This is a genomic window from Salidesulfovibrio brasiliensis JCM 12178 (assembly GCF_001311825.1).
Lineage (GTDB): Bacteria > Desulfobacterota > Desulfovibrionia > Desulfovibrionales > Desulfovibrionaceae > Pseudodesulfovibrio > Pseudodesulfovibrio brasiliensis.
The window spans coordinates 1-17,592 of the sequence record NZ_BBCB01000029.1; the positions used below are offsets into that span (position 1 = coordinate 1).

The window sequence follows — 17,592 nt, forward strand, 5'->3', positions numbered from 1 at the left end:
ACCTTTGGGATCGGCTGCGGGGGCAGGTCTTCGGGCGCAATGGCCGGTCTGTCCGGCTGCGGGGGCGTCTGGTGGGGAGGTTCGGTCTCGGCGGCCTGTTCGGGCGCTGCCGGTTGTGGCTGCGCTTCAGGCAAAGGCGGCGGCTCAGGAGCGATTTCGGTTTGCTTCAGCCGGGTCAGGTCCACGGTGAGCAGGTCCCTGTTCTGGGCGGGGAAACGGACCGAACTGAGCAGCATGGCTCCCGCCGCAACGTGCAGTAGCAGCGAGATGGCGAGGCATGTGGTGCGAAGGATGCTCATGACGGTGACGCTCCTTTAAAACGGTACGCCTCGGTGGGGAAATTCGCAAGTGAACGGGAATCATCAAATTGCGTGTCAGGTAATGTACTGGTATGTTCATTCTTCGGAAAAAAGAACCAAAATGCAATACCGGGTGATGGCCTGCGGAGTGTGATGATGGCTGAACGAGATTCGTTTGTTTTGGTAGGCGGTTCCCAGTTTCTCTCTCGGGCCCGCAGGGTCGTTGAGGAGTGCGGTGGGTCGGTTGAGGCTGAACTGGACGCTCCTGACGCTGCCGGTACAGCAGACGCCTGCCTGCTCGTGGACGCGACAGCGGCGCGCTCGATTCTCGCTTCTGCCGGAAAGCTCGGCCCGACTGTGGCGCTGGCCCGGAGTTGGGATGCCGCGTGCCGTGCCATGGAGGTCGGGACCCACGACGCCTGTCTCGAAGACGAGGCCGAAACGGACCTTGCCCGGGCTGCATGGCGGGCGAGGCGGCATTTTTCGGAGCAGGACGCATGCCGCGATATGGCCGAGGCCCAGCGAATCGTCGCGGGAATCTCCCCGTTTTGTTTCTGGAAGCTTGACTCGGAGCACGAGAGCCTGACCGGGCCGGATGGCATTTGTGATCTTTTCGGCCTTGCTCCCGGAATGCCCATGACGCTGAGCGCCATGCGCAGGTTGGTCCATCCGGACGACCTGCCTCTGCTCGATGCCGGCATCCGCCGGGCCCAGCGCCGTGGAAAACCGCTCGATACCGAGTTTCGATGTACTTTGCCAAACGGCGAAGGGAGGCATATTCGCGTCTGTGCCGAGCCGTGGAGCAGGGGCTCCGAAACCCGTCCCGGCCTCAGGGGCGTATTCATCGACGTGACCGGCAACAAGGAAGCCGAGCTGCGGGTGGAGCGCAGCCATACGCAGCTCCTTGAAGCCCAGAGCGTTGCGCGCATCGGCAGTTGGGAGATGGACGAAAGCGGGGCTGTGGAATGGTCCGGCGGGCTTATGAATATCCTCGGCTGCGATGAAAACGAGATGCTCAACGGCTTCGACTCCCTGCGCCGATTCGTGCACCCCGAGGACCGTGAAATTTTCGATCAGGCCAACCGGGCGACCATGGAAGGATGGCCGCTGGATTTCGAGTACAGGGTCATCACCGCTTCGGGTGAACTGCGGCATCTGCAACTGCACAGCCGCGTGGAGCTGGACGGGGGAGGAAAGGTGGCCCGTGCTTACGGCATCGCCCGTGACATCTCTTCCCAGAAGCGGTTCGAGCAGGCGCTTGAGAAACGCGACGCCATCCTGCAGGCCGTGAGCGGGGCCGCAGGGCGGTTCCTGCGGGAGACCGGCTGGGAAGAGGAGATCGGCCACATCATCGAAAATCTCGGCCGCTCCGCCGGGGCAGACACCGCCTATGTTGTTCGCAACACCGTGGGCTCGGACGGCGAACTGCTCGGATCGCTGGTCCATGAATGGTCCGCGCCGGGGCTGGTGCCGCTTATTTCGCTGCCCGAACTGCAGGAGGTGCAGTATCATCCGCGTTTTTCCCGCTGGGTGGAGCGGCTCCGGGCTGGCAAGGCCATTGTCGGCCCCGTGAATAACATGCCCCAAGGCGAGCGCGAGTTCATGGAGGCCATCGGGGTCAAGTCGCTCATCGCAGTGCCCGTGGCCACGGGCGATGGATTGTGGGGCATCATGGGCCTGCTCTCACGGCAGGAGGAGCGCGAGTGGCTCGGCGTGGAGGTCGAGGCCCTGCACATGGCGGGCGACATCTTCGGCAGCGCGGTCATGCGCGGCCGCATGGAGGATGCGCTGCTGCACGCCAACCTCGAAGCCGAAGAGGCCAAGGTGGAGGCCGAAGAGGCCAGCAAGGCCAAGAGCCGCTTCCTCGCCAACATGAGCCATGAAATCCGTACGCCCATCAGCGGTATCATCGGCCTGACCGAGATGACCATCACCACCGGCCTCAAGCCGGACCAGCGCCAGAATCTGGACATGATCCGCGATGCGGCGCGCTCACTCCTGAACATCATCAACGACGTGCTTGACCTCTCCAAGATCGAGGCGGACAAGATGCGCCTGCAACAGGAGGACTTCGACCTGCGCAAGTCGGTTGAGCGCACGGTCAAGCCGTTCGAGGCCCAGGCCGTTCAGAAGGGAATCGAGCTGGACCTGATTATTGATGATGACGTGCCGCGTTTTCTGCACGGCGATCATGAGCGGCTGGGGCAGATTCTCAGGAACCTCGTCAGCAACGCCACCAAGTTCACGGAGCAAGGGCACGTGGAGGTGCTGGTCGAGAACGGCAGCACCCGCGGCGAAGCCTCGTCCGTTCGCTTCAAGGTCTCGGACAGCGGCATCGGCATCCCCGAGGAGCAGATCGAGACCATTTTCGACAGCTTTACGCAGGTGGACAGCTCCCGGGGCAAACGGCATCAGGGAACCGGACTCGGGCTTGCCATCTGCCGCGAGCTCACCGAGATGATGGGCGGCACCATCAGCGTGCGCAGCCGGGTGGGACGCGGCTCGACGTTTACCTTTGAAGTCTGGTTCGGTCCGGCGGACAGCATTCAGCCCGCGGACGATGGAGACCAGAGCGGACTGCCGAGCGCCTTCAACCTCAAAATTCTCATGGCCGAGGACAACCCGCTCAACCAGAAGTTCCTGACGCACTTCCTGACCATGTTCGGTCATGAGGTCAGGGTGGCGAACAACGGGCTGGAGGCGCTCGAAATGCTGCGCCGGTCCCGGCCGCCCTTCGATCTCGTGCTCATGGACATCCAGATGCCCGAGATGGACGGCATGGAGACCACCAAGCAATCCGTTCGTCCGATGGCCGACAGTTCAGCCCGAACATCCCGATCATCGCCCTCACCGCGTACGCCATGAAAGGGGACCGGGACCGCATGCTGGAAGCGGGTATGAACGACTATGTGACGAAACCGGTGGACATGGAGCTTCTCTCCGCGGCCATTGCCCGGCAGGTGAGAGGGAAGCGCAAGAGCCTGACGGAGGGCTTCCCCTGTACGCCCCCGCCCGGAATAGCTCCCTCGCCCAGAAAGGACATCAGGAAGGAAGCCGCCGGGGAAGGGTATACTTTGGACGCCGAAGCCTGAGCAGCCGTTTTCAGGGCAGTGCGGATCTGTTGCGCGAGATTCTGGATATCTTTCTGCGCGAATCCACGGAAAAGGAACGCGAGCTCCGGCGGGCCGTGGATCAGTCCGAAGGCCATGAGGCCGCAGTGGCCCTGCATGCCATCGCCAACCTCGTCAGCCACGTGCATGCCCTTGAGGCCATGGAAAAGGCCCGGCGACTTGAACGGGACATTCTTGACGGAAAGGAGGCCGAAGCGTTCGAAGGAGCGCGTGTCCTGCTGGAAGAGTTTGGAGAAATATCCCGTGCGGTCAAGGAGTTCCGAAAGACGCTGGATTAAACCCGAGCGCAGCGGTTTGTTTTGCAATTCGGGCGCAATGGCGATATGTTACGAAGAGGCCGACACTTCGGCCCAGGAGGCTGAATGCTCGTCAGAGAATGGATGACCCGCAATGTGTTGACGCTGGGCGTATCGTCCACGCTGATTGATGCCGCAGAGATACTGCACCGCAAAAGCATCAGGCAGTTTCCGGTCATAGACCCGGAAGGAACCGTGGTTGGAATCGTATCGGACAGGGACGTGAGGGATGCCATGCCGTCCAAGTTCCTGCCCGGCGACGTGAACGGCCATGCTGGCGCGGACCTCTCCACCCTTACCGCAGGTGATATCATGACCCTCGACCCCTACACCGTGCAGTCCACAACCTGCATGGACACCGTGGCCGAGATCATCGTGCGCAACAAGATCGGCGGCCTGCCCGTCGTGGATGACGGGGAGCTGGTGGGCATCATCACTCAGGCCGACGTCATGCGTTTTCTCTGTTCGGCAACCGGAGCGGTGCGCGGCGGTGCGCAACTCGCCTTCCGACTGGAAGCCCGGCCCGGCCCTCTTGCCGAGTTGCTGAACGAGCTGCGGCAGCTGGGCGTTTCCTTCACCAGCGTGTTCACTTCGTATGACGTGGAAAAGGCCAACTATCGAAACGCGTACATTCGCGTGGCGGACATGGGTGACATGTCTGTGGAGGAAGTGGTGAACACCCTTTCGGGACGGTTCACGGTGCTCTATTACGTGAACGAGGGCATTACGGTAGACTGTCTGTAACGGCGCGGCGCGGGAAGCCCTGCGCCGCAGGATCAATCCTCAAGGGTCTTTCGGACCGTTTCCACGAGTTTTCTGGTATTGATGGGCTTGGTGAAGGTCTCGACAACGTCGTAGACCTTTGCCAGTTCGACGATCGCTTCCGGGTTGAAAGCCTCGCCGCCGGAAATGGCGATGAACTTCGGCGGCTTGTCCATGCGGACCATGTCGCCCATGACCTGCAGTCCGCCCTTTTTGGGCAGGAAAATGTCGATGATGCTCAGGTCGATGTCGTTGTCACGGTAAGCTGCCACGGCTTCTTCCCCGTCTTCGGCCAGAATGACCTTGTATCCTTCGGCCTCCAGAACGCTCTGGATGAGTTCCCGGATCATCGGGGCGTCGTCAACCACCAGAATTGTCTTCATCCTCTCCTCCCTGTAAGCCGTCCTGTTCCGCTCCGATGAGTTTCAGCGCCGTTTCAACTTCCGCCTTCAGCGAGGCAAAGCTGTCGAATGCGGCCTGCTTTTCGCCTTTGCCGCACTGGTATTCCAGCTGTTCCGCAATGGACCCGGCCTTGACCGCGCCCACGGTGCGCGAAGAACCCTTGATGGAGTGGGCGTGGCGCTTGGCCGTTTCAAGATCCCCGCTGTCGAGGGCGCCTTCCAGCGCACTCAGGTCCTTTGGAGTGTCGCGCAGGAATATACCATCCATCATAGACAGTAATTCGACTCGTCCGTCAAGGAGGGAGAGGGCCGTTTCTCGGTCAAAGGTCTGTTCTTCGCCTGCTAAAACCTTTCTGGCCGAGGCCTCCCTGCCTTCCCTGCCGAAATAGGCGCTGGCGATGGCCCGCACCAGGTCGTTTACGCGGATGGGCTTGGAGACGTAGGCGTTCATGCCGGTCTCCAGAAAGCGTTCCCGGTCGCCCTTGAGGGCGTGGGCGGTGATGGCCACGACGGGAATGTTCGGGTCGAGCACCCCGCTGCCGGGTGTTCGGATGGCCCGCGTGGCGCTTACGCCGTCCATGACCGGCATCTGAACGTCCATGAGCACGAGGTCGAATTTGGCCGCCCGCAGGAGGTCGAGCACTTCCTGCCCGTTTTCGGCGGAGGTGATGTCGTGACCGCGCTCCTTGAGGACCGTTGCCGCAAGCTGACGGTTGAGACGGTTGTCGTCGGCGAGCAGGATGTTCAGTTTTGGCAGTTCCGGCAGCGGCTCCTCGTCGTGGCAGACCTCTTCGCCGGAGGCTTTGTCAAATGCGGCCGTGAAGGCGAACGTGCTGCCCTCGCCCTCGCGGCTGGAAATGGTCATCTGCCCGTCCATGAGGTCAACCAGCAGACGGCTGATGGCCAGTCCGAGGCCGGTGCCGCCGTGCTTGCGGGTCACGGAGTCGTCGGCCTGCAGGAAGCTTTCGAAAATGGCCTGCTGTTTGTCCTCGGGGATGCCGATGCCGGTATCCGTGACCGAGAAGCGAAGGATGTGGCGATGGTCCTCGGGGTCGGCGTTTTCCGCGCGGATGCCCACCGAGCCTTTGGCGGTGAATTTGATGGCGTTGCCGAGGAGGTTCAGAAGAATCTGCCGCAGCCGTGAGGGGTCTCCGCGGAGGGTTGCCGGGACGTCTTCGTCCACCTCGCAGAAGAGTTCGAGCCCTTTTTCCTCGGCAGTGGGCCGGTACATGTCCAGCGCACTGCCAACAACCTTGCGGGGGTCGAAATCCAGCGATTCGAGCGAGAGTTTCTGGGCCTCGATCTTGGAGAAATCAAGAATGTCGTTGAGTACCGAAAGTAGTGACGTGCTGGCTTCGAGCACATTGTCGAGGTACTCCCGGCGGTCTTCGTCGTTGCCGCTGCCGATGGCCAGTTCGGTCATGCCGATGATGGCATTGAGCGGTGTCCTTACCTCATGGCTCATGTTGGCAAGGAATTTCGACTTTGCCTGTGCGGCGGCGTCGGCGCGTTTTTTTGCCTTTACGAGATTGATGCTCTTGGCACGAAGCTGCGAGTTGGCCCGCTGAAGCTCTTTGGTTCGCTGTCTGACACGGTCCTCAAGCTCGTCGCGCGCCTTGAGAAGCGCGTCCTCGGCCTCTTTTCTCGCGGTGATATCGATTCCGAGCGCCATGACCATCCGTTCCCCGGAGCTGTCGGTCATGGGGCTGTACTGGACGTGGAATGTCCGCCCGTTGGGAGCGGTCCAGTCCTTTTCCAGAGCCTTGTCGTTGTCCATCGCGTCCTTGGGCGGGCAGATGGAGCAGTCGCTACCGTTGCACTTGAGCAGTTCGTTGCAAGGCTGCCCCTTGGGGCTTCCGAATAGTTTGCGGAAATATCGGTTCGCGTAGCGAATGGTGTTGTCGCGGTATATGTGGAAGACAAGTCCGGGCAGGGACTCCATGAAGAATATTTGTCGCTGTTGCTCCCGCCTGAGGTCTTCGTCGGTCTGGCGCAGCGGGGTGAGGTCCTGCGAGCACACGGCCACGCGCAATCCGCCCCGCTGTCTTCGCCAATGGGGACGACGGTGTGCATGTAGGAGCGGCCGTTGATGACCTCTTCGAAGCGGGAGATGCGCTGGTCCCGCGCTGCACGGCGAATCCTGTCCCGCCGCATTATAAGCATGTCTTCGGGCAAAAGCTCGTAAAGGTTGAGGCTGGTAAGCTCCTCGCTGCTGGAAAGACCGAACATCCGGGCGGCCTCATCGTTGGCGGCGAAGATTATGCCGCCGCTGCCCACGATGAATGACGGCTCGGGACAGGCCCGAAGCAGCGCCTGCGTGGTCGCGTCAAGTGACACGTAGGAAGAACGGGCTCTTGACGCCTTTGTATCCCGGCTGGTTGCGGATTTTTCCATCCATTCATCATTATTCAATGACAGGTTTCGAGTCAATGGGATTCCCCGGAATTGTCAGGAGGTTCAATGCCGGGCATACTCGGGGCATGGAACACCATGGAACCGTCATCCGTCCACCGTCCGAGGCGGACAGCATCCTTTTGCAGGTCACGCTCGGCTGCTCCCACGGAAAGTGCGCTTTTTGCGGCGCATACCGGGACAAGCCGTTCGCCGTTCGTCCCCCCGAGGATATAGAGGCCGACCTGCGCTGGGTCGCGGCGCACATGCCACGGCATCGTCGACTGTTTCTCTGCGACGGGGACGTGCTGGCCCTGCCCATGCACCGGCTCGAAGCGTTGCTTGAGATGATTGGCCGGGTCCTGCCCGGCGTGAAGCGTGTCAGCTCATACGTCTCGGCGCGGAACCTGCGCGGCAAGTCGGACGAGGATTTGCTGAGGCTCCGCGAGGCCGGGCTGCGCATGGTCTACATGGGGCTGGAGTCCGGTGATCAGGGCGTGCTGGAGCGCATGAACAAGGGCAGCTCGGTGGAGGACATCGTTCGCGCCGGACAGCGCATCGTGCGTGCGGGGCTGAAGCTGAACGTCACGGTCCTGAACGGCCTTGGCGGTGTTGAGGGAAGCATGGAGCATGCGCGAAAGACCGCGCAGGCGCTTACGGAGATGGGCCCGCACCAGATCGCGGCCCTCAGTCTGATGCCCATACCCGGAACGCCGCTGTGGGATGACATCGAGGCGGGCCGGTTCATCCTTCCGGACGCCGACGGCATGGTTGCCGAACTCCGTGAGCTGGTGGCCGGGCTTGGCGATTACCGGGGGTTGCTGCTCGCCAACCACGCGTCCAACCACGCGCCGTTTCGGGCGCGGATGCCCGCCGACAGGGAGCGCATCATGGCCCTGTTGGACGAGAGTGCTTCCGGCAAGCGGGCCATGCGACCGGAATGGTCGCGGCGACTCTGATATTAAGGAAAAAGTGTTTCGAGGGTCCGCAGCAGCGGTGGCAGGATGGCCTTTTCACAGGCGGTGAAGGGACAGCCGACTTCGTTTTTGCCCTGAACAGAGACGTTTCGCGTTCCGAGCGGGGTGATCTTGCCCCCTTCGCGGCGTCCGATGGTCACGGCGGCACTTGCGCCGCAAACGTTTTTGGGCAGTTTTTCCAGCTCCGGGGACCAGACGAATACTCTGTCGGGAAGGACCGGCAACTCGTAGCCCGGCTCTGTCTCGGGAAATTTCAAAGCGTTCTTCATGGCGGACTCGGCCGCAAAGTGCGGCTCAAAGCAGGTCAGCCGAATATCAAGCACAAAGGTGGCGTCGCCATTGGGGTCGTAGCGGTAGTCGCGCGAGCCGATGGACTGGATGGCCGCACGCTCCAGCGGAAGCACGCCGGTCTCGGTTTCTTCAAGCGCGCCGTACTCGTTGAGCTGGTAGTTGTGGATGCGCAGGTTGAAGCTTGAACCCGGTTGCACCGGTGTGTCCGCAGCCAAGGCGCTGGCCGCGCCAAAGGCGGCGAGGGCGAGCAGGCGGCCGCCAGAAGCGCGCGTGCGACGATCACTGCTTGGTCTCGCTGCTGCCGGAGTCGCCGAAAAAGGAATCGGCCCACGTGAAGGCGTGCTGGTAGCTGACGGCCACGGTGCCGGGCTGCAGGCCGAGGACACGCGAGACGCTTGCAACTTCGTCCCAGTTGGAATTTTCGATTGCCGAGGCCAGAGACAGCCACGGGGAAAGGCGGTTGTCTTCGCCCGAGAGGGCGTCCTTGATCTCCTGATCGATTGGCAGGTGCGCCAGCGCTTGTTCCATGTCCATGTCGAGCAACGCGTCCAGCAGCGAGAACAGGCCGAGCATGAAAAGCTTGTCCGAGATGTCCTCGAACTCGGCACCAAGCGCAGCGGTCTCGAAGAGTTTGGCCCGGTGGGCGCAGAGGTATGCGAGCTCGCGGCCACGTTCCGTGGTGTTCATGTCCGTGAGGATGACCAGCCTGACCCAGTTGCGGATGGGCCGCCATCCGGCCAGCACCACCGCCTGCTTGATGGATTTGATGGTGGTGGAAAAGCTGAAGCTCGCGGAGTTCAGAAACGCCAGTAAACGGTAGCTGATGGCAACGTCCGCTTCAATGGCGTCGGTGAGGGCGTCGAAGTCCGGCTCTTCCTTTTCTATGAGATCGAAGAGCTTGAGGCGGGTGATTTCACTCGAGGTGAGTTTGCGTCCGGCAACAGTCTTTGGTTTTTTAAAGAAGTAACCGTGAAACAGGGTGAATCCGGCCTGTTTGGCCTCGCGCATGGCCTCGGGCGTTTCCACGCGTTTTGCCATGACGTGGGTTATGGAGAGACTGCGCGCTCTGGCCACGTTTTCAATCAGGGTGGTTGAATCCTTGCCGTTGATGTCGATGATGACCATGTCGGCCACTTCGTCCAGCGGACATTTGACTTCGGGATCGAAGTTGTCCACGGCCACCATGAATCCTTCCCTTCGCAGGCCCTTGAGGGTGTCGATCAGACCTTCCGGCGGGAAGGGGTCGCGTTCGAGTATGATGGTGGTTGAACGGCTGGGAAGCACGTGGGTGATGCCCCGTTTGAGAATCTCCGGGGTGAAATGAATGAGCGCCTTTTCCTGTCCCGAGTCGTCAGCCGAGCACAGGGGCAGGTTGGCAAGCACCTCAAGCGTCGCCTCGGAGCAGTCCGAGATGTCAGCGGACGTAGCGTCGATGCTGTCGCGAAAAAGCAGGAGATGGCCCCATATCTTCATATTTTCCGTGAAGATGGGTTGCCGGGCCATAAATATGTTTTGATAGGTGGTGCTGTCGCTCATGGCTTTGCTCCCCTAGTAATGCAAAAATTCCATATGAGTATGCATAGTTGAACAGAACACGTCAATAAATGGTCATATTTAGACCCTTGACAATTTTTTTGTGTGAACATCTGTTGTTTGCCGTTTTTTTCTCAGAGAATCACAGCTGTTGCGGGTGTCGGTCAGGGGTGCGGGAGTGCTGTTTTCCGGTGGCGGCGGTGCCTGACTTGAGCCGTGAGCCTCCTCGGCCTCGCTGGTGTCCATGGCGGAGGAGATGACAATGCCGTTCATTGCCAGATCTGCTGTGCGCGGCAGTGCTCCGTGACTGTCCGGGAGGATGAAGAGAAAGGGTAGCATAAAGCCTCCTATAGAAATACAAGCTAATCGTTTAGTATCGGCAAGGGAGTATTGTATAGTAGAAACATTGACCCTTGTCCACGAGATGTATAGAAAAAATCTATAGATAAACCTATTTGAGCACCCTTGTGTCAGTGGCGTATAATAATAAATTTTACTGATTTTCGCCTGTCCGCGTAATCAGGCGCAATTACCTGCAATCAGATGAAAAATACGGGCAGGAGCTGGGTAAAACAGCTCCTGCCCGTCCGCAGGCGATATCATGAAAAACAATATCGCGCTTTCGTATGGAATGAATCAGCGTTTGACTATGAACAACGGCAAATCGGTAAGGGGTTTCCACTGTCCGCCTTCCAGGATGCAGACCTGCAGGCCGTGCCGTCCTTCCTCTTTGACCTCCAGTCCGGGAAGCTGGAATGTCATCTTGTGCAGCATGCTTTCGCCGGGCTGCACCTCCTGACTTCCGAGGAGGACGGTCTCGCCGCCGGGTGTTTTCAGTTGCAGGGAGACGGAGAACGGGTCCGGAGACTGCGGCTCCCATAGGGTGCCGATGAAGAATCCCGGCAGCGTGGCCGGGAGTTCCGTGGGGGACGCGTGTTCGATGCTTCTGATGAACGTGGTGTCCGAAGACTGTCTGTCCACGATGACGTCATGGCAGGGAACCGCGTAAATGAGTTTGGCCATTTCAGCTCCTTATTTCTGTGTCATGTCAGCCATGGACGAGACGATGCTCCCGCCGATGGCCCGGCTTATCTCTCCTTCGTAATCGCTTTCCAGCATAAACGTGCCCGGCGGGTATTCGCGAGTATTTTCCGTATAAAACACCAGTTGCAGTCCCGCGGGAGTGTTTCTGGCGTCCACGCGCCGTACGGATGCCGCGCCCTGCGGCGAACTGGTCAGCATGATTCTGCCTGAAGGGGAGGGGTCTTTGTCGTTGCGGTCTATAAGCACGATATCGCCCGGCGTCAGCAGGGGCGCCAGCGACTGGTCCCCCTGCGGGATGCGCATTGCCGCGAGGTTGGTGCGGAAGCGGATGGACTCATGGTGCCGCCACGCGAGAATCCAGCCTTCCACCGCGTCTTCGGGGATGTGGCCGGGCTGGGCCGCCAGCGCGGGGCTGGTTATGGGCACCGCGATGTAGTCGCTGGAGGACGGGGTGAGCGCTCCCTCGGAGGAGAGCACCACTTCCATGGACTGCTCGTGCGGTTCGTCCGGAAACATGATTCTGGCTCCGAGACGATCCAGAATCTTGCCGAGCGAATCGGCTGTCAGTCCCCGCTCGCGCTTCAGAAAGCGGTTCAACTGCGACGGATCGACTTCCAGTTCGTCGGCCATGCGCTTGTTGTTGGCGAACCGCTTACCCTTGCCCACCCGGCTGCTCAGGGCCTGCCGGATCTGATCGGTAAAGGACATAGGTGCTCCTTGTGGGAGTTGGCTTTGATACCCGCTGACTATACACGCATTTTGGCAAATGTCTAAAGCGATATGGCTTTTTGTGTTGACAAAAGTTTAGTCGTCTGACAAATATCAGCGCGGGAGGAAAAGATGAAACCACTTGTAAGCATTGTACGGATTGAGGAATCGAGTGACGGCACCTTTGGCGTTCTCTCGTTGGCAGGGCGGGCGTTCTGCGTGACTCTGGAGTGCCCGAATATGGACAACCGGCAATTTATGTCCTGCATCCCGGCGGGGCGGTATTCGTGCCGCCGGGTGCTTTCGCCACGGCATGGCCATACGTTCGAGATTGCGGGCGTGCCGGGGCGGGACGCCATTCTCTTCCATAGCGGGAATATCGTGGAGGACACCTCGGGATGCATCCTGCTTGGCCGTCGGTTCGGCTCCTTGGGCGCACATCGAGGCATTCTTGCCTCGGCTGACGCCATGGACGAGTTTCTGGCAACCCTTGCCGGGGAAGATTCCTTCGAGGTTGAGATTATCGGATGTCGTACACTTGCGGAGGCGGCATGACGATTATTTGTCTGAAAGGAGCCAAGCAGATTTGCGAGGCAATCGGCGAGAGTCACAAGGAGATCATGCATCTGGTGGTGGAGGAAGGGCTGCCAGCGTGGAAGCGGCGCGGCCGGGGCGGCTGGCGCGCATTGCCCGACGACCTGCGCGACTGGGTGCGAAAGCAGCGCGACAGGAACATCGCGGAGATGTTTGAACGCGAGGCGGAACTGGCCCGGCGCAAGCGTAGGAGTACGGCTGTTCGTCGATTCTATGCCGAACCTGCCATGTGCCGTTGATGCCGCGGCGGGAATCCGGGACCTGAATCCGCAGGGAGTCCTGTGCCTCGACGAGCATGCGATCGAGTTGTCGGAACCGGCGTTCGCGCTGGAGCACGGTGGGCGGTTCGGCCCTGACCGGCTTCGGATTGGCTGCGATAACGGTTTCCGGCTCGGGCGAGGCGGGTTCTGGAGCTGCTGCATGCGGTGCCGGGGTCGATGTCTTGGCGGGTCTGATGCGGTTCGGCTCGCCTTGCGCCCTGACTTCAGGTGCAGGTTTCGGTAGCCGGACCGATTCGATGGCGGCAAGCTGAAGCGGGTGTGGGGAGGTGTCTGTTGACCTGACTGGCGGCAACTCCAACCCGGAAGCAGGAAGATGCGAGACCGGAATCTCCGGCACGTTTGCGGCCAGCTGGATCGGGGCCTGCTCGGGTTTGTCGGGAACCAGCCACGCGATCTTGTCTTCAATGACTTCGCCGGGGTTCTTGTCGTTGACGGCGTAGTGATATGAATATTCACCCAGTGTGTAGGCCGCGCTTGCGTACTGCACGGGGCCGCCGACGAACATACTTCCCGCACCAAGCAGCATGTTTATGGCCAGACAGCCGGGCAGCACGGCAGCCGCCAACGCCACCAGCGTCGTTCGTATGACGGTTTTGCGTTTCATGCCTTTATGAAAGCAACAACCGTTCCCCTTTCAAAAAGAAAAGCGTAATCGGCGCATTGCGCCTGACACCGGTCCGGGGCATCCGGGCCGGTGTCCATTATTTGTCTATTGGGGCTTGCAGAGTCTACGGCAAATGTGGCCGTTGAAGGGGTTGGCAAAGGTGCGCGTCACGGCCTCGTCGCCTTCGAGCCTGCAGGTCACTTCGCCTTCGAATTCGCAAATCCAGCGGCTTTCGATGACCGCGCCCTTGACGCAGTCAAAGGTCCGGGTGCCGAAGTTGATTTCGTGCACAGAGCAAAAAAGGTCTTTGCGGATGGTGATGACTTCGTCCGCCATGGCGGCGGGAGCCATCGTCGCGACCAGAAGCAGGACGGCGATGAGGCGTATCACGGCATGTCTCCTGTTGCGGGTTTGAGGTCGGTCACGCCCGTTACCGTGTCGATGAGCGGGCGTTCGATATCCGGCAGTTCACTGCCCGGAGAGAGTGTCGTCACCACGGCCTTGCCCACCACATGGCGACCTTCCTTGCCGTGGGAGCGGGTCTTCACGCCCCACATGGCGTGCAGTATGGCGGGTTCACCGTCATGATTCCCGATGTAGAGCATGATATGGCCCGGACTGCGCACCAGCGTGAGGAACGGGGTGGCGGCTTCGGCAATGAAATCCTTTTTGAGCTGTGGAGCCATCATGTCCATGGTCGTGAAGCGGCCGTGCTTCGCCTGCTGGCTGGAGTTTCTCGGCAGATAGATGCCGAAGGGTGTCATGATGTCCATGGTCAGCGCCGAGCAGTCGCGATCTTCGTAAAGACCGCCCCAGCCGTAGGGCTTGCCGAGAACCGCGTCGGCAATGGCCGCAAAATTGTCCGGCGTGGGAGCAAGCGGCTGATTGACGGCAACGCCTTCGGGCAGCGCGGCAGGGATGGCGGCGGCCAGTCCGTCCGGCATCCGCACCGGGACCATGACGTTCAGCGGCCCGCCGTCCGCGTGGCCGTAGACCGGCAACACGGTGCCGACCCCTGCGGTGAGCCGGTAAATGCCGAATGCGTCGCGAACGGCTACATCATCTCGAATGAAGGCGGCGAGAGACTGGGCCTCGAAGTCCCTGCGGAAGCTCTCGTCCGCATAGGCGACGTCACGCACCGGAATCCAGCCGAAGGCGTAGCGGCATTCGGCCAGCACGTATCGGCCGTCCGCGCTGCTGTGCGTGACGAAAAGCGGCGTCCCGGCGGGGACGAGCGTGTTCTGGTTGTAGTCAAAGGGGAACCCTTCCCCGGCTTTGGAGAAGTCATAGAAGACCGGCTCGTTGGTGGGCAGCGCGCGCATGGAGGTCATCTCCAGCGTCACGGCCGGGCGGGCCATGCTGGGATAGGTCTCTGGCTGTGAAGCCTCGCGCATTCGCTCCAGCCACGAGTCATCCCGGTGGCGGGTGTTCTGTCCGTAGAGCGCTTTTCCCTTGAAGCGGTCCAGCGCCCAGAAAGCCCAGTCGGGCGGGGTCTGAGCGGCTTCCCGGTGCCACGGGGCAAAGTGCCGTTTCAAAAAGTCCGCGTACATGACCGCCTGAACCGCCGGAGAGAGCAGCGGCTTGTCGCCGGGCAGGCCGTGGTATGCCCCGGCGTTCTGGGGCATGGTTCTGACGTCCGCGATGGGCCGGTCGAGCTTGGGCGCACAGGCCGCCAGCAGCAGGGCGACGAGGCCGAGAACGATGGAGTTTCGGATAGGAAAGACGAGCATGGAACAATGTGAATCGTTTCGGCGGGCTGTGTCAAGGAGGCGAGCAAAATTATACCGCTCTCTCACTGCGTTGTGAAATGCGTTGCTGCGGTGGCCTGTATTTTTCCAATCAAAAGAAAAACGGCACGACGCATTGCGCCGTGCCGTTTGTGTGTACGTATGCGGTCAGGCTAGGGCAGCTTGAGGCCCATTGCGGCAGGATAGAGTTCACCCTTGAACACGAGTGTGGCCGCGCCCTGCAGGAAGACATTGTCATTTTCAAGGGAGATGGTCAGCACCTCCTTGCCGCTGGTGGTCAGGGCTGCGGTGGGTGCGGTGAGGCCAAGCTCATGCGCCACGAGCTGCGTTGCCGCCGCGCCGGTGCCGCAGGCGTAGGTCTCGTCCTCCACGCCGCGCTCGTAGGTGCGAAGCAGCATGGTGTTTTCGTCGATGACCTGCGCGAAGTTGGCGTTGGTCCCGGCCGGTGCAAAGTGCTCGTGGTAGCGGATGGCCGCGCCGAGCTTCTTGATGTCCACGGCCGAGACGTCGTCGAGGAAGACGACCGCGTGGGGCACGCCGGTGTCCGCAAAATGCACGGTGATGGTCTCGCCGTTCAGGTCCAGCGCGGTATTGAGCGAGGTGCCTTGGGGCGGGGTCAGCTGCACTTTCACTTCTCCGGCCTGCGGGCCTTCGGTGATGACTTCGGCCTTGATGGGCCCGGCGTCGGTTCCGAAGGTGTGCTCGCGCGGGGCGATACCAAGCTCAAAGGCAAGGCGTCCCATGCAGCGGGAGGCGTTGCCGCACATTTCGGCGCGGCTGCCGTCGTTGTTGTAGAAGTGCCAGCGATAGTCGAGGCCGGAGCCTTCCGGGGCGTTGTCGATGAAAAACAGTCCGTCGGCACAGACGCCGAAGGCGCGGGCGCAGACTTTCTCGGCCCACTCGGCCATGTCGGCTTCGGGGACGTTCAGTTCGCGGTTGTCGATGACCACGAAGTCGTTCCCGCAGCCCTGCATCTTGAAAAAGGGCACGCTCTGCCCGAAGAAATCGCTCATTGGTGCGGTCTCCGTTGGTTGCTGTTTTTGCGGAACGTGTTCCGCCGTATCAAGCGTTGCGTGTCGCGGTGCGAATGTCAAGCCGGAGCTTACGGCTTGAGCTGTGAGACCAGCATACCCACCAGCATCAGCCCGCAGCCGATGAGGGCGCGGACCGTGAGTATCTCCCCGAGCATCAGGAAGCCGCCGATGGCCGCGAACACGGATTCAAGGCTCAGGATGATGGCGGCGTGGGCCGCGTTGGCGTTGCGCTGGGCCACCACCTGCAGGGTGTAGGCCACGCCCACGGACATGAGGCCTCCGTACAGAATGGGGATGGCCGCGCCGCTGAGACCCGCGAGGGTGATCTCCTCGGTGGCCAACGCGCCGACCATGCTCAGGACCGCGCAGGTGGCAAACTGGACGCTGGAGAGCTTGACCGCGTCCACGCCGTCCATGCCGGGGGAGAGCTTGCCGATCATCAGGACGTGGACGGCCCAGAACACGGCGCTGACGAGCACGAGGATGTCGCCGAAGTCCACGGTCATGTCGCCCGTGACAGAGAGCAGGTACATGCCGATCACGGCGAGGCCGCAGCCCATCCATGATCCCAGCCCGGCCCGCTGGCCGATCATCAGCCCCATGAGCGGTACGAAGACCACGTAGAGCCCGGTGATGAATCCGGCCTTGCCCGCGTGGTGGGAGCCACGCCGAAGCTCTCCAGAAGCGGGGCGGCAAGCCCGAGCTGCTGGAAGGTGGAACCGAGAAACAAGGCGCCGCCGAGGATGATGCCGCCCTTGATGAGGGCTGGCGTGGGTGTGGGGGTGGCGACGGGCGTGGTGGCCACGGAACGCTGGCGTTCCATGACGCGGATGAGGGGCACGAGGCTGATGGCCCCGAGCGTGAAGCGGACGCCGTTGAAGGTCAGCGGCCCGACATGGTCCATGCCCACCCGCTGGGCCACGAAGGCGAAACCCCATATGGCGGCGGTGATGAAAAGCAGGACGTCGGCCCGGAGCGAGCGGGTATTCATGAGCGGTCTCCTTCCAGTCTCCTTTCGAAATCGGTGAATAGCCTGAAAACTCGCGGAGTTCAAGCAATCGCGGCAGAATATGTCTTTTCAGGCCGAATGAAAGCTGCTACCGGGACGGGCAGGACGCCGCATGCATCCGGTGTCCACAATCATGGAGGACTCATGACCGTCGGACACCGTCTCATACGCATACTCGTCGCCACTCTGCCATTGCTCGTGCTTTCGCTTAATGCTCTGGCCGCCGACATGAACGATCTGCACGCGTCCTGTGCCAAGGCTTCTCTGGCTTTTGAGGAGGACAGGTTCAAGGATACCCTGAAATACGCCTCCCAGTGTCTGGGCGATGACCAGACGCCGCCGGAGGTCAAAGGGGCGATGTATCTGGTGCGCGGCAGCGCGAACGTCAATCTTGACGACGCAGAGGCTGCGGTCGTGGACTTCTCCCGGGCCGCGGAGCTTTGCCCTGACCCGAGCAACGCCCTGATGGGCCGCGCCATGACCTAATAT

Annotated in this window: 17 protein-coding genes and 3 pseudogenes; 7 read left to right on the top strand and 13 right to left on the bottom strand. The window is 61.2% G+C overall.

What is annotated here, in order from left to right; genetic code table 11:
• Positions 1 to 299 (bottom strand): annotated as a pseudogene (locus tag JCM12178_RS09005) (hypothetical protein); the annotation flags it as partial.
• A 156-nt stretch (positions 300 to 455) separates the two neighbouring features.
• Between JCM12178_RS09005 and JCM12178_RS09010 the strand changes: the two are divergent.
• The 4 genes from JCM12178_RS09010 to JCM12178_RS09025 all read left to right on the top strand — a co-directional run bounded on the left by JCM12178_RS09010 (position 456) and on the right by JCM12178_RS09025 (position 4,470).
• Positions 456 to 3,164 carry a PAS domain-containing hybrid sensor histidine kinase/response regulator gene (locus tag JCM12178_RS09010; RefSeq protein ID WP_172677100.1) on the top strand — a complete coding sequence of 903 codons (2,709 nt, stop codon included), beginning with the start codon at positions 456 to 458 and terminating at the stop codon, positions 3,162 to 3,164.
• Entirely contained in the window at positions 3,161 to 3,391 is a 231-nt protein-coding gene (locus tag JCM12178_RS20295; RefSeq protein WP_054650685.1) for a response regulator, read from the top strand. The genes JCM12178_RS09010 and JCM12178_RS20295 overlap by 4 nt, the downstream gene beginning before the upstream one ends.
• A gap of 29 nt (positions 3,392 to 3,420) precedes the next feature.
• Positions 3,421 to 3,708, top strand: coding sequence for an Hpt domain-containing protein (locus JCM12178_RS09020; RefSeq protein WP_054650687.1), 288 nt, complete (start codon positions 3,421 to 3,423; stop codon positions 3,706 to 3,708).
• Positions 3,709 to 3,792: 84 nt separating this feature from the next.
• Complete coding sequence (locus JCM12178_RS09025; RefSeq protein WP_054650689.1) at positions 3,793 to 4,470, top strand: CBS and ACT domain-containing protein; 678 nt, start codon at positions 3,793 to 3,795, stop codon at positions 4,468 to 4,470.
• Positions 4,471 to 4,502: 32 nt separating this feature from the next.
• Here the strand turns inward: JCM12178_RS09025 and JCM12178_RS09030 are convergent, their stop codons facing one another.
• The 3 genes and pseudogenes from JCM12178_RS09030 to JCM12178_RS19620 form a co-directional block, all read right to left on the bottom strand.
• Entirely contained in the window at positions 4,503 to 4,871 is a 369-nt protein-coding gene (locus JCM12178_RS09030) for a response regulator (RefSeq protein ID WP_054650691.1), read from the bottom strand.
• On the bottom strand, positions 4,849 to 6,915 hold the full coding sequence (locus JCM12178_RS09035; protein WP_245628694.1) for an ATP-binding protein: 2,067 nt from the start codon (positions 6,913 to 6,915) through the stop codon (positions 4,849 to 4,851). The genes JCM12178_RS09030 and JCM12178_RS09035 overlap by 23 nt, the downstream gene beginning before the upstream one ends.
• Positions 6,916 to 7,037: 122 nt before the next feature.
• A pseudogene (locus JCM12178_RS19620) lies at positions 7,038 to 7,283 on the bottom strand (PAS domain-containing protein); the annotation flags it as partial.
• Positions 7,284 to 7,369: 86 nt separating this feature from the next.
• Here JCM12178_RS19620 and JCM12178_RS09040 point away from each other — a divergent pair.
• Positions 7,370 to 8,239 (top strand): radical SAM protein, encoded by an 870-nt coding sequence (locus JCM12178_RS09040; protein WP_054650693.1) that lies wholly within the window; start codon positions 7,370 to 7,372, stop codon positions 8,237 to 8,239.
• Positions 8,240 to 8,241: 2 nt separating this feature from the next.
• On the opposite strand, the gene JCM12178_RS09045 is transcribed toward JCM12178_RS09040, so the two are convergent.
• From JCM12178_RS09045 to JCM12178_RS09060, 4 genes are all read right to left on the bottom strand, one after another.
• Positions 8,242 to 8,745, bottom strand: coding sequence for a hypothetical protein (locus tag JCM12178_RS09045; protein ID WP_054650695.1), 504 nt, complete (start codon positions 8,743 to 8,745; stop codon positions 8,242 to 8,244).
• An 82-nt stretch (positions 8,746 to 8,827) separates the two neighbouring features.
• Complete coding sequence (locus JCM12178_RS09050) at positions 8,828 to 10,084, bottom strand: EAL and HDOD domain-containing protein (RefSeq protein ID WP_054650697.1); 1,257 nt, start codon at positions 10,082 to 10,084, stop codon at positions 8,828 to 8,830.
• Between the two features lie 633 nt (positions 10,085 to 10,717).
• Positions 10,718 to 11,104 carry a hypothetical protein gene (locus JCM12178_RS09055; RefSeq protein ID WP_054650699.1) on the bottom strand — a complete coding sequence of 129 codons (387 nt, stop codon included), beginning with the start codon at positions 11,102 to 11,104 and terminating at the stop codon, positions 10,718 to 10,720.
• A 9-nt stretch (positions 11,105 to 11,113) separates the two neighbouring features.
• Positions 11,114 to 11,833, bottom strand: a complete 720-nt coding sequence (locus tag JCM12178_RS09060; RefSeq protein WP_054650701.1) for a S24/S26 family peptidase — start codon at positions 11,831 to 11,833, stop codon at positions 11,114 to 11,116.
• Between the two features lie 132 nt (positions 11,834 to 11,965).
• Here JCM12178_RS09060 and JCM12178_RS09065 point away from each other — a divergent pair, with 132 nt between their 5' ends.
• Positions 11,966 to 12,388 carry a DUF5675 family protein gene (locus JCM12178_RS09065; RefSeq protein ID WP_054650703.1) on the top strand — a complete coding sequence of 141 codons (423 nt, stop codon included), beginning with the start codon at positions 11,966 to 11,968 and terminating at the stop codon, positions 12,386 to 12,388.
• 63 nt (positions 12,389 to 12,451) lie between these two features.
• Here the strand turns inward: JCM12178_RS09065 and JCM12178_RS18305 are convergent, their stop codons facing one another.
• The 5 genes and pseudogenes from JCM12178_RS18305 to JCM12178_RS21240 all read right to left on the bottom strand — a co-directional run bounded on the left by JCM12178_RS18305 (position 12,452) and on the right by JCM12178_RS21240 (position 17,085).
• The gene (locus tag JCM12178_RS18305) at positions 12,452 to 13,312 is read right to left on the bottom strand and encodes a hypothetical protein (RefSeq protein ID WP_157054847.1); all 861 of its coding nucleotides are present in this window, start codon (positions 13,310 to 13,312) and stop codon (positions 12,452 to 12,454) included.
• Between the two features lie 105 nt (positions 13,313 to 13,417).
• Positions 13,418 to 13,702, bottom strand: coding sequence for a hypothetical protein (locus tag JCM12178_RS09075; protein WP_054650705.1), 285 nt, complete (start codon positions 13,700 to 13,702; stop codon positions 13,418 to 13,420).
• Complete coding sequence (locus JCM12178_RS09080) at positions 13,699 to 15,042, bottom strand: NlpC/P60 family N-terminal domain-containing protein (RefSeq protein WP_054650707.1); 1,344 nt, start codon at positions 15,040 to 15,042, stop codon at positions 13,699 to 13,701. Before JCM12178_RS09080 ends, JCM12178_RS09075 begins: the two co-directional genes overlap by 4 nt.
• 170 nt (positions 15,043 to 15,212) lie before the next feature.
• Positions 15,213 to 16,073 (bottom strand): diaminopimelate epimerase, encoded by an 861-nt coding sequence (dapF, locus tag JCM12178_RS09085; RefSeq protein WP_054650709.1) that lies wholly within the window; start codon positions 16,071 to 16,073, stop codon positions 15,213 to 15,215.
• 89 nt (positions 16,074 to 16,162) lie between these two features.
• A pseudogene (locus tag JCM12178_RS21240) lies at positions 16,163 to 17,085 on the bottom strand (DMT family transporter).
• Between the two features lie 162 nt (positions 17,086 to 17,247).
• Here JCM12178_RS21240 and JCM12178_RS09095 point away from each other — a divergent pair.
• Positions 17,248 to 17,589, top strand: a complete 342-nt coding sequence (locus tag JCM12178_RS09095) for a hypothetical protein (protein WP_054650711.1) — start codon at positions 17,248 to 17,250, stop codon at positions 17,587 to 17,589.
• Positions 17,590 to 17,592: the final 3 nt, after the last annotated feature.

Coding starts and splice junctions, on each gene's coding strand:
- JCM12178_RS09010 (WP_172677100.1), top strand. CDS start 456: ATGGCTGAACGAGATTCGTTTGTTTTGGTAGGCGGTTCCCAGTTTCTC.
- JCM12178_RS20295 (WP_054650685.1), top strand. CDS start 3,161: ATGAAAGGGGACCGGGACCGCATGCTGGAAGCGGGTATGAACGACTAT.
- JCM12178_RS09025 (WP_054650689.1), top strand. CDS start 3,793: ATGCTCGTCAGAGAATGGATGACCCGCAATGTGTTGACGCTGGGCGTA.
- JCM12178_RS09030 (WP_054650691.1), bottom strand. CDS start 4,871: ATGAAGACAATTCTGGTGGTTGACGACGCCCCGATGATCCGGGAACTC.
- JCM12178_RS09040 (WP_054650693.1), top strand. CDS start 7,370: ATGGAACACCATGGAACCGTCATCCGTCCACCGTCCGAGGCGGACAGC.
- JCM12178_RS09050 (WP_054650697.1), bottom strand. CDS start 10,084: ATGAGCGACAGCACCACCTATCAAAACATATTTATGGCCCGGCAACCC.
- JCM12178_RS09055 (WP_054650699.1), bottom strand. CDS start 11,104: ATGGCCAAACTCATTTACGCGGTTCCCTGCCATGACGTCATCGTGGAC.
- JCM12178_RS09060 (WP_054650701.1), bottom strand. CDS start 11,833: ATGTCCTTTACCGATCAGATCCGGCAGGCCCTGAGCAGCCGGGTGGGC.
- JCM12178_RS09065 (WP_054650703.1), top strand. CDS start 11,966: ATGAAACCACTTGTAAGCATTGTACGGATTGAGGAATCGAGTGACGGC.
- JCM12178_RS18305 (WP_157054847.1), bottom strand. CDS start 13,312: ATGAAACGCAAAACCGTCATACGAACGACGCTGGTGGCGTTGGCGGCT.
- JCM12178_RS09080 (WP_054650707.1), bottom strand. CDS start 15,042: ATGCTCGTCTTTCCTATCCGAAACTCCATCGTTCTCGGCCTCGTCGCC.
- dapF (WP_054650709.1), bottom strand. CDS start 16,073: ATGAGCGATTTCTTCGGGCAGAGCGTGCCCTTTTTCAAGATGCAGGGC.
- JCM12178_RS09095 (WP_054650711.1), top strand. CDS start 17,248: ATGACCGTCGGACACCGTCTCATACGCATACTCGTCGCCACTCTGCCA.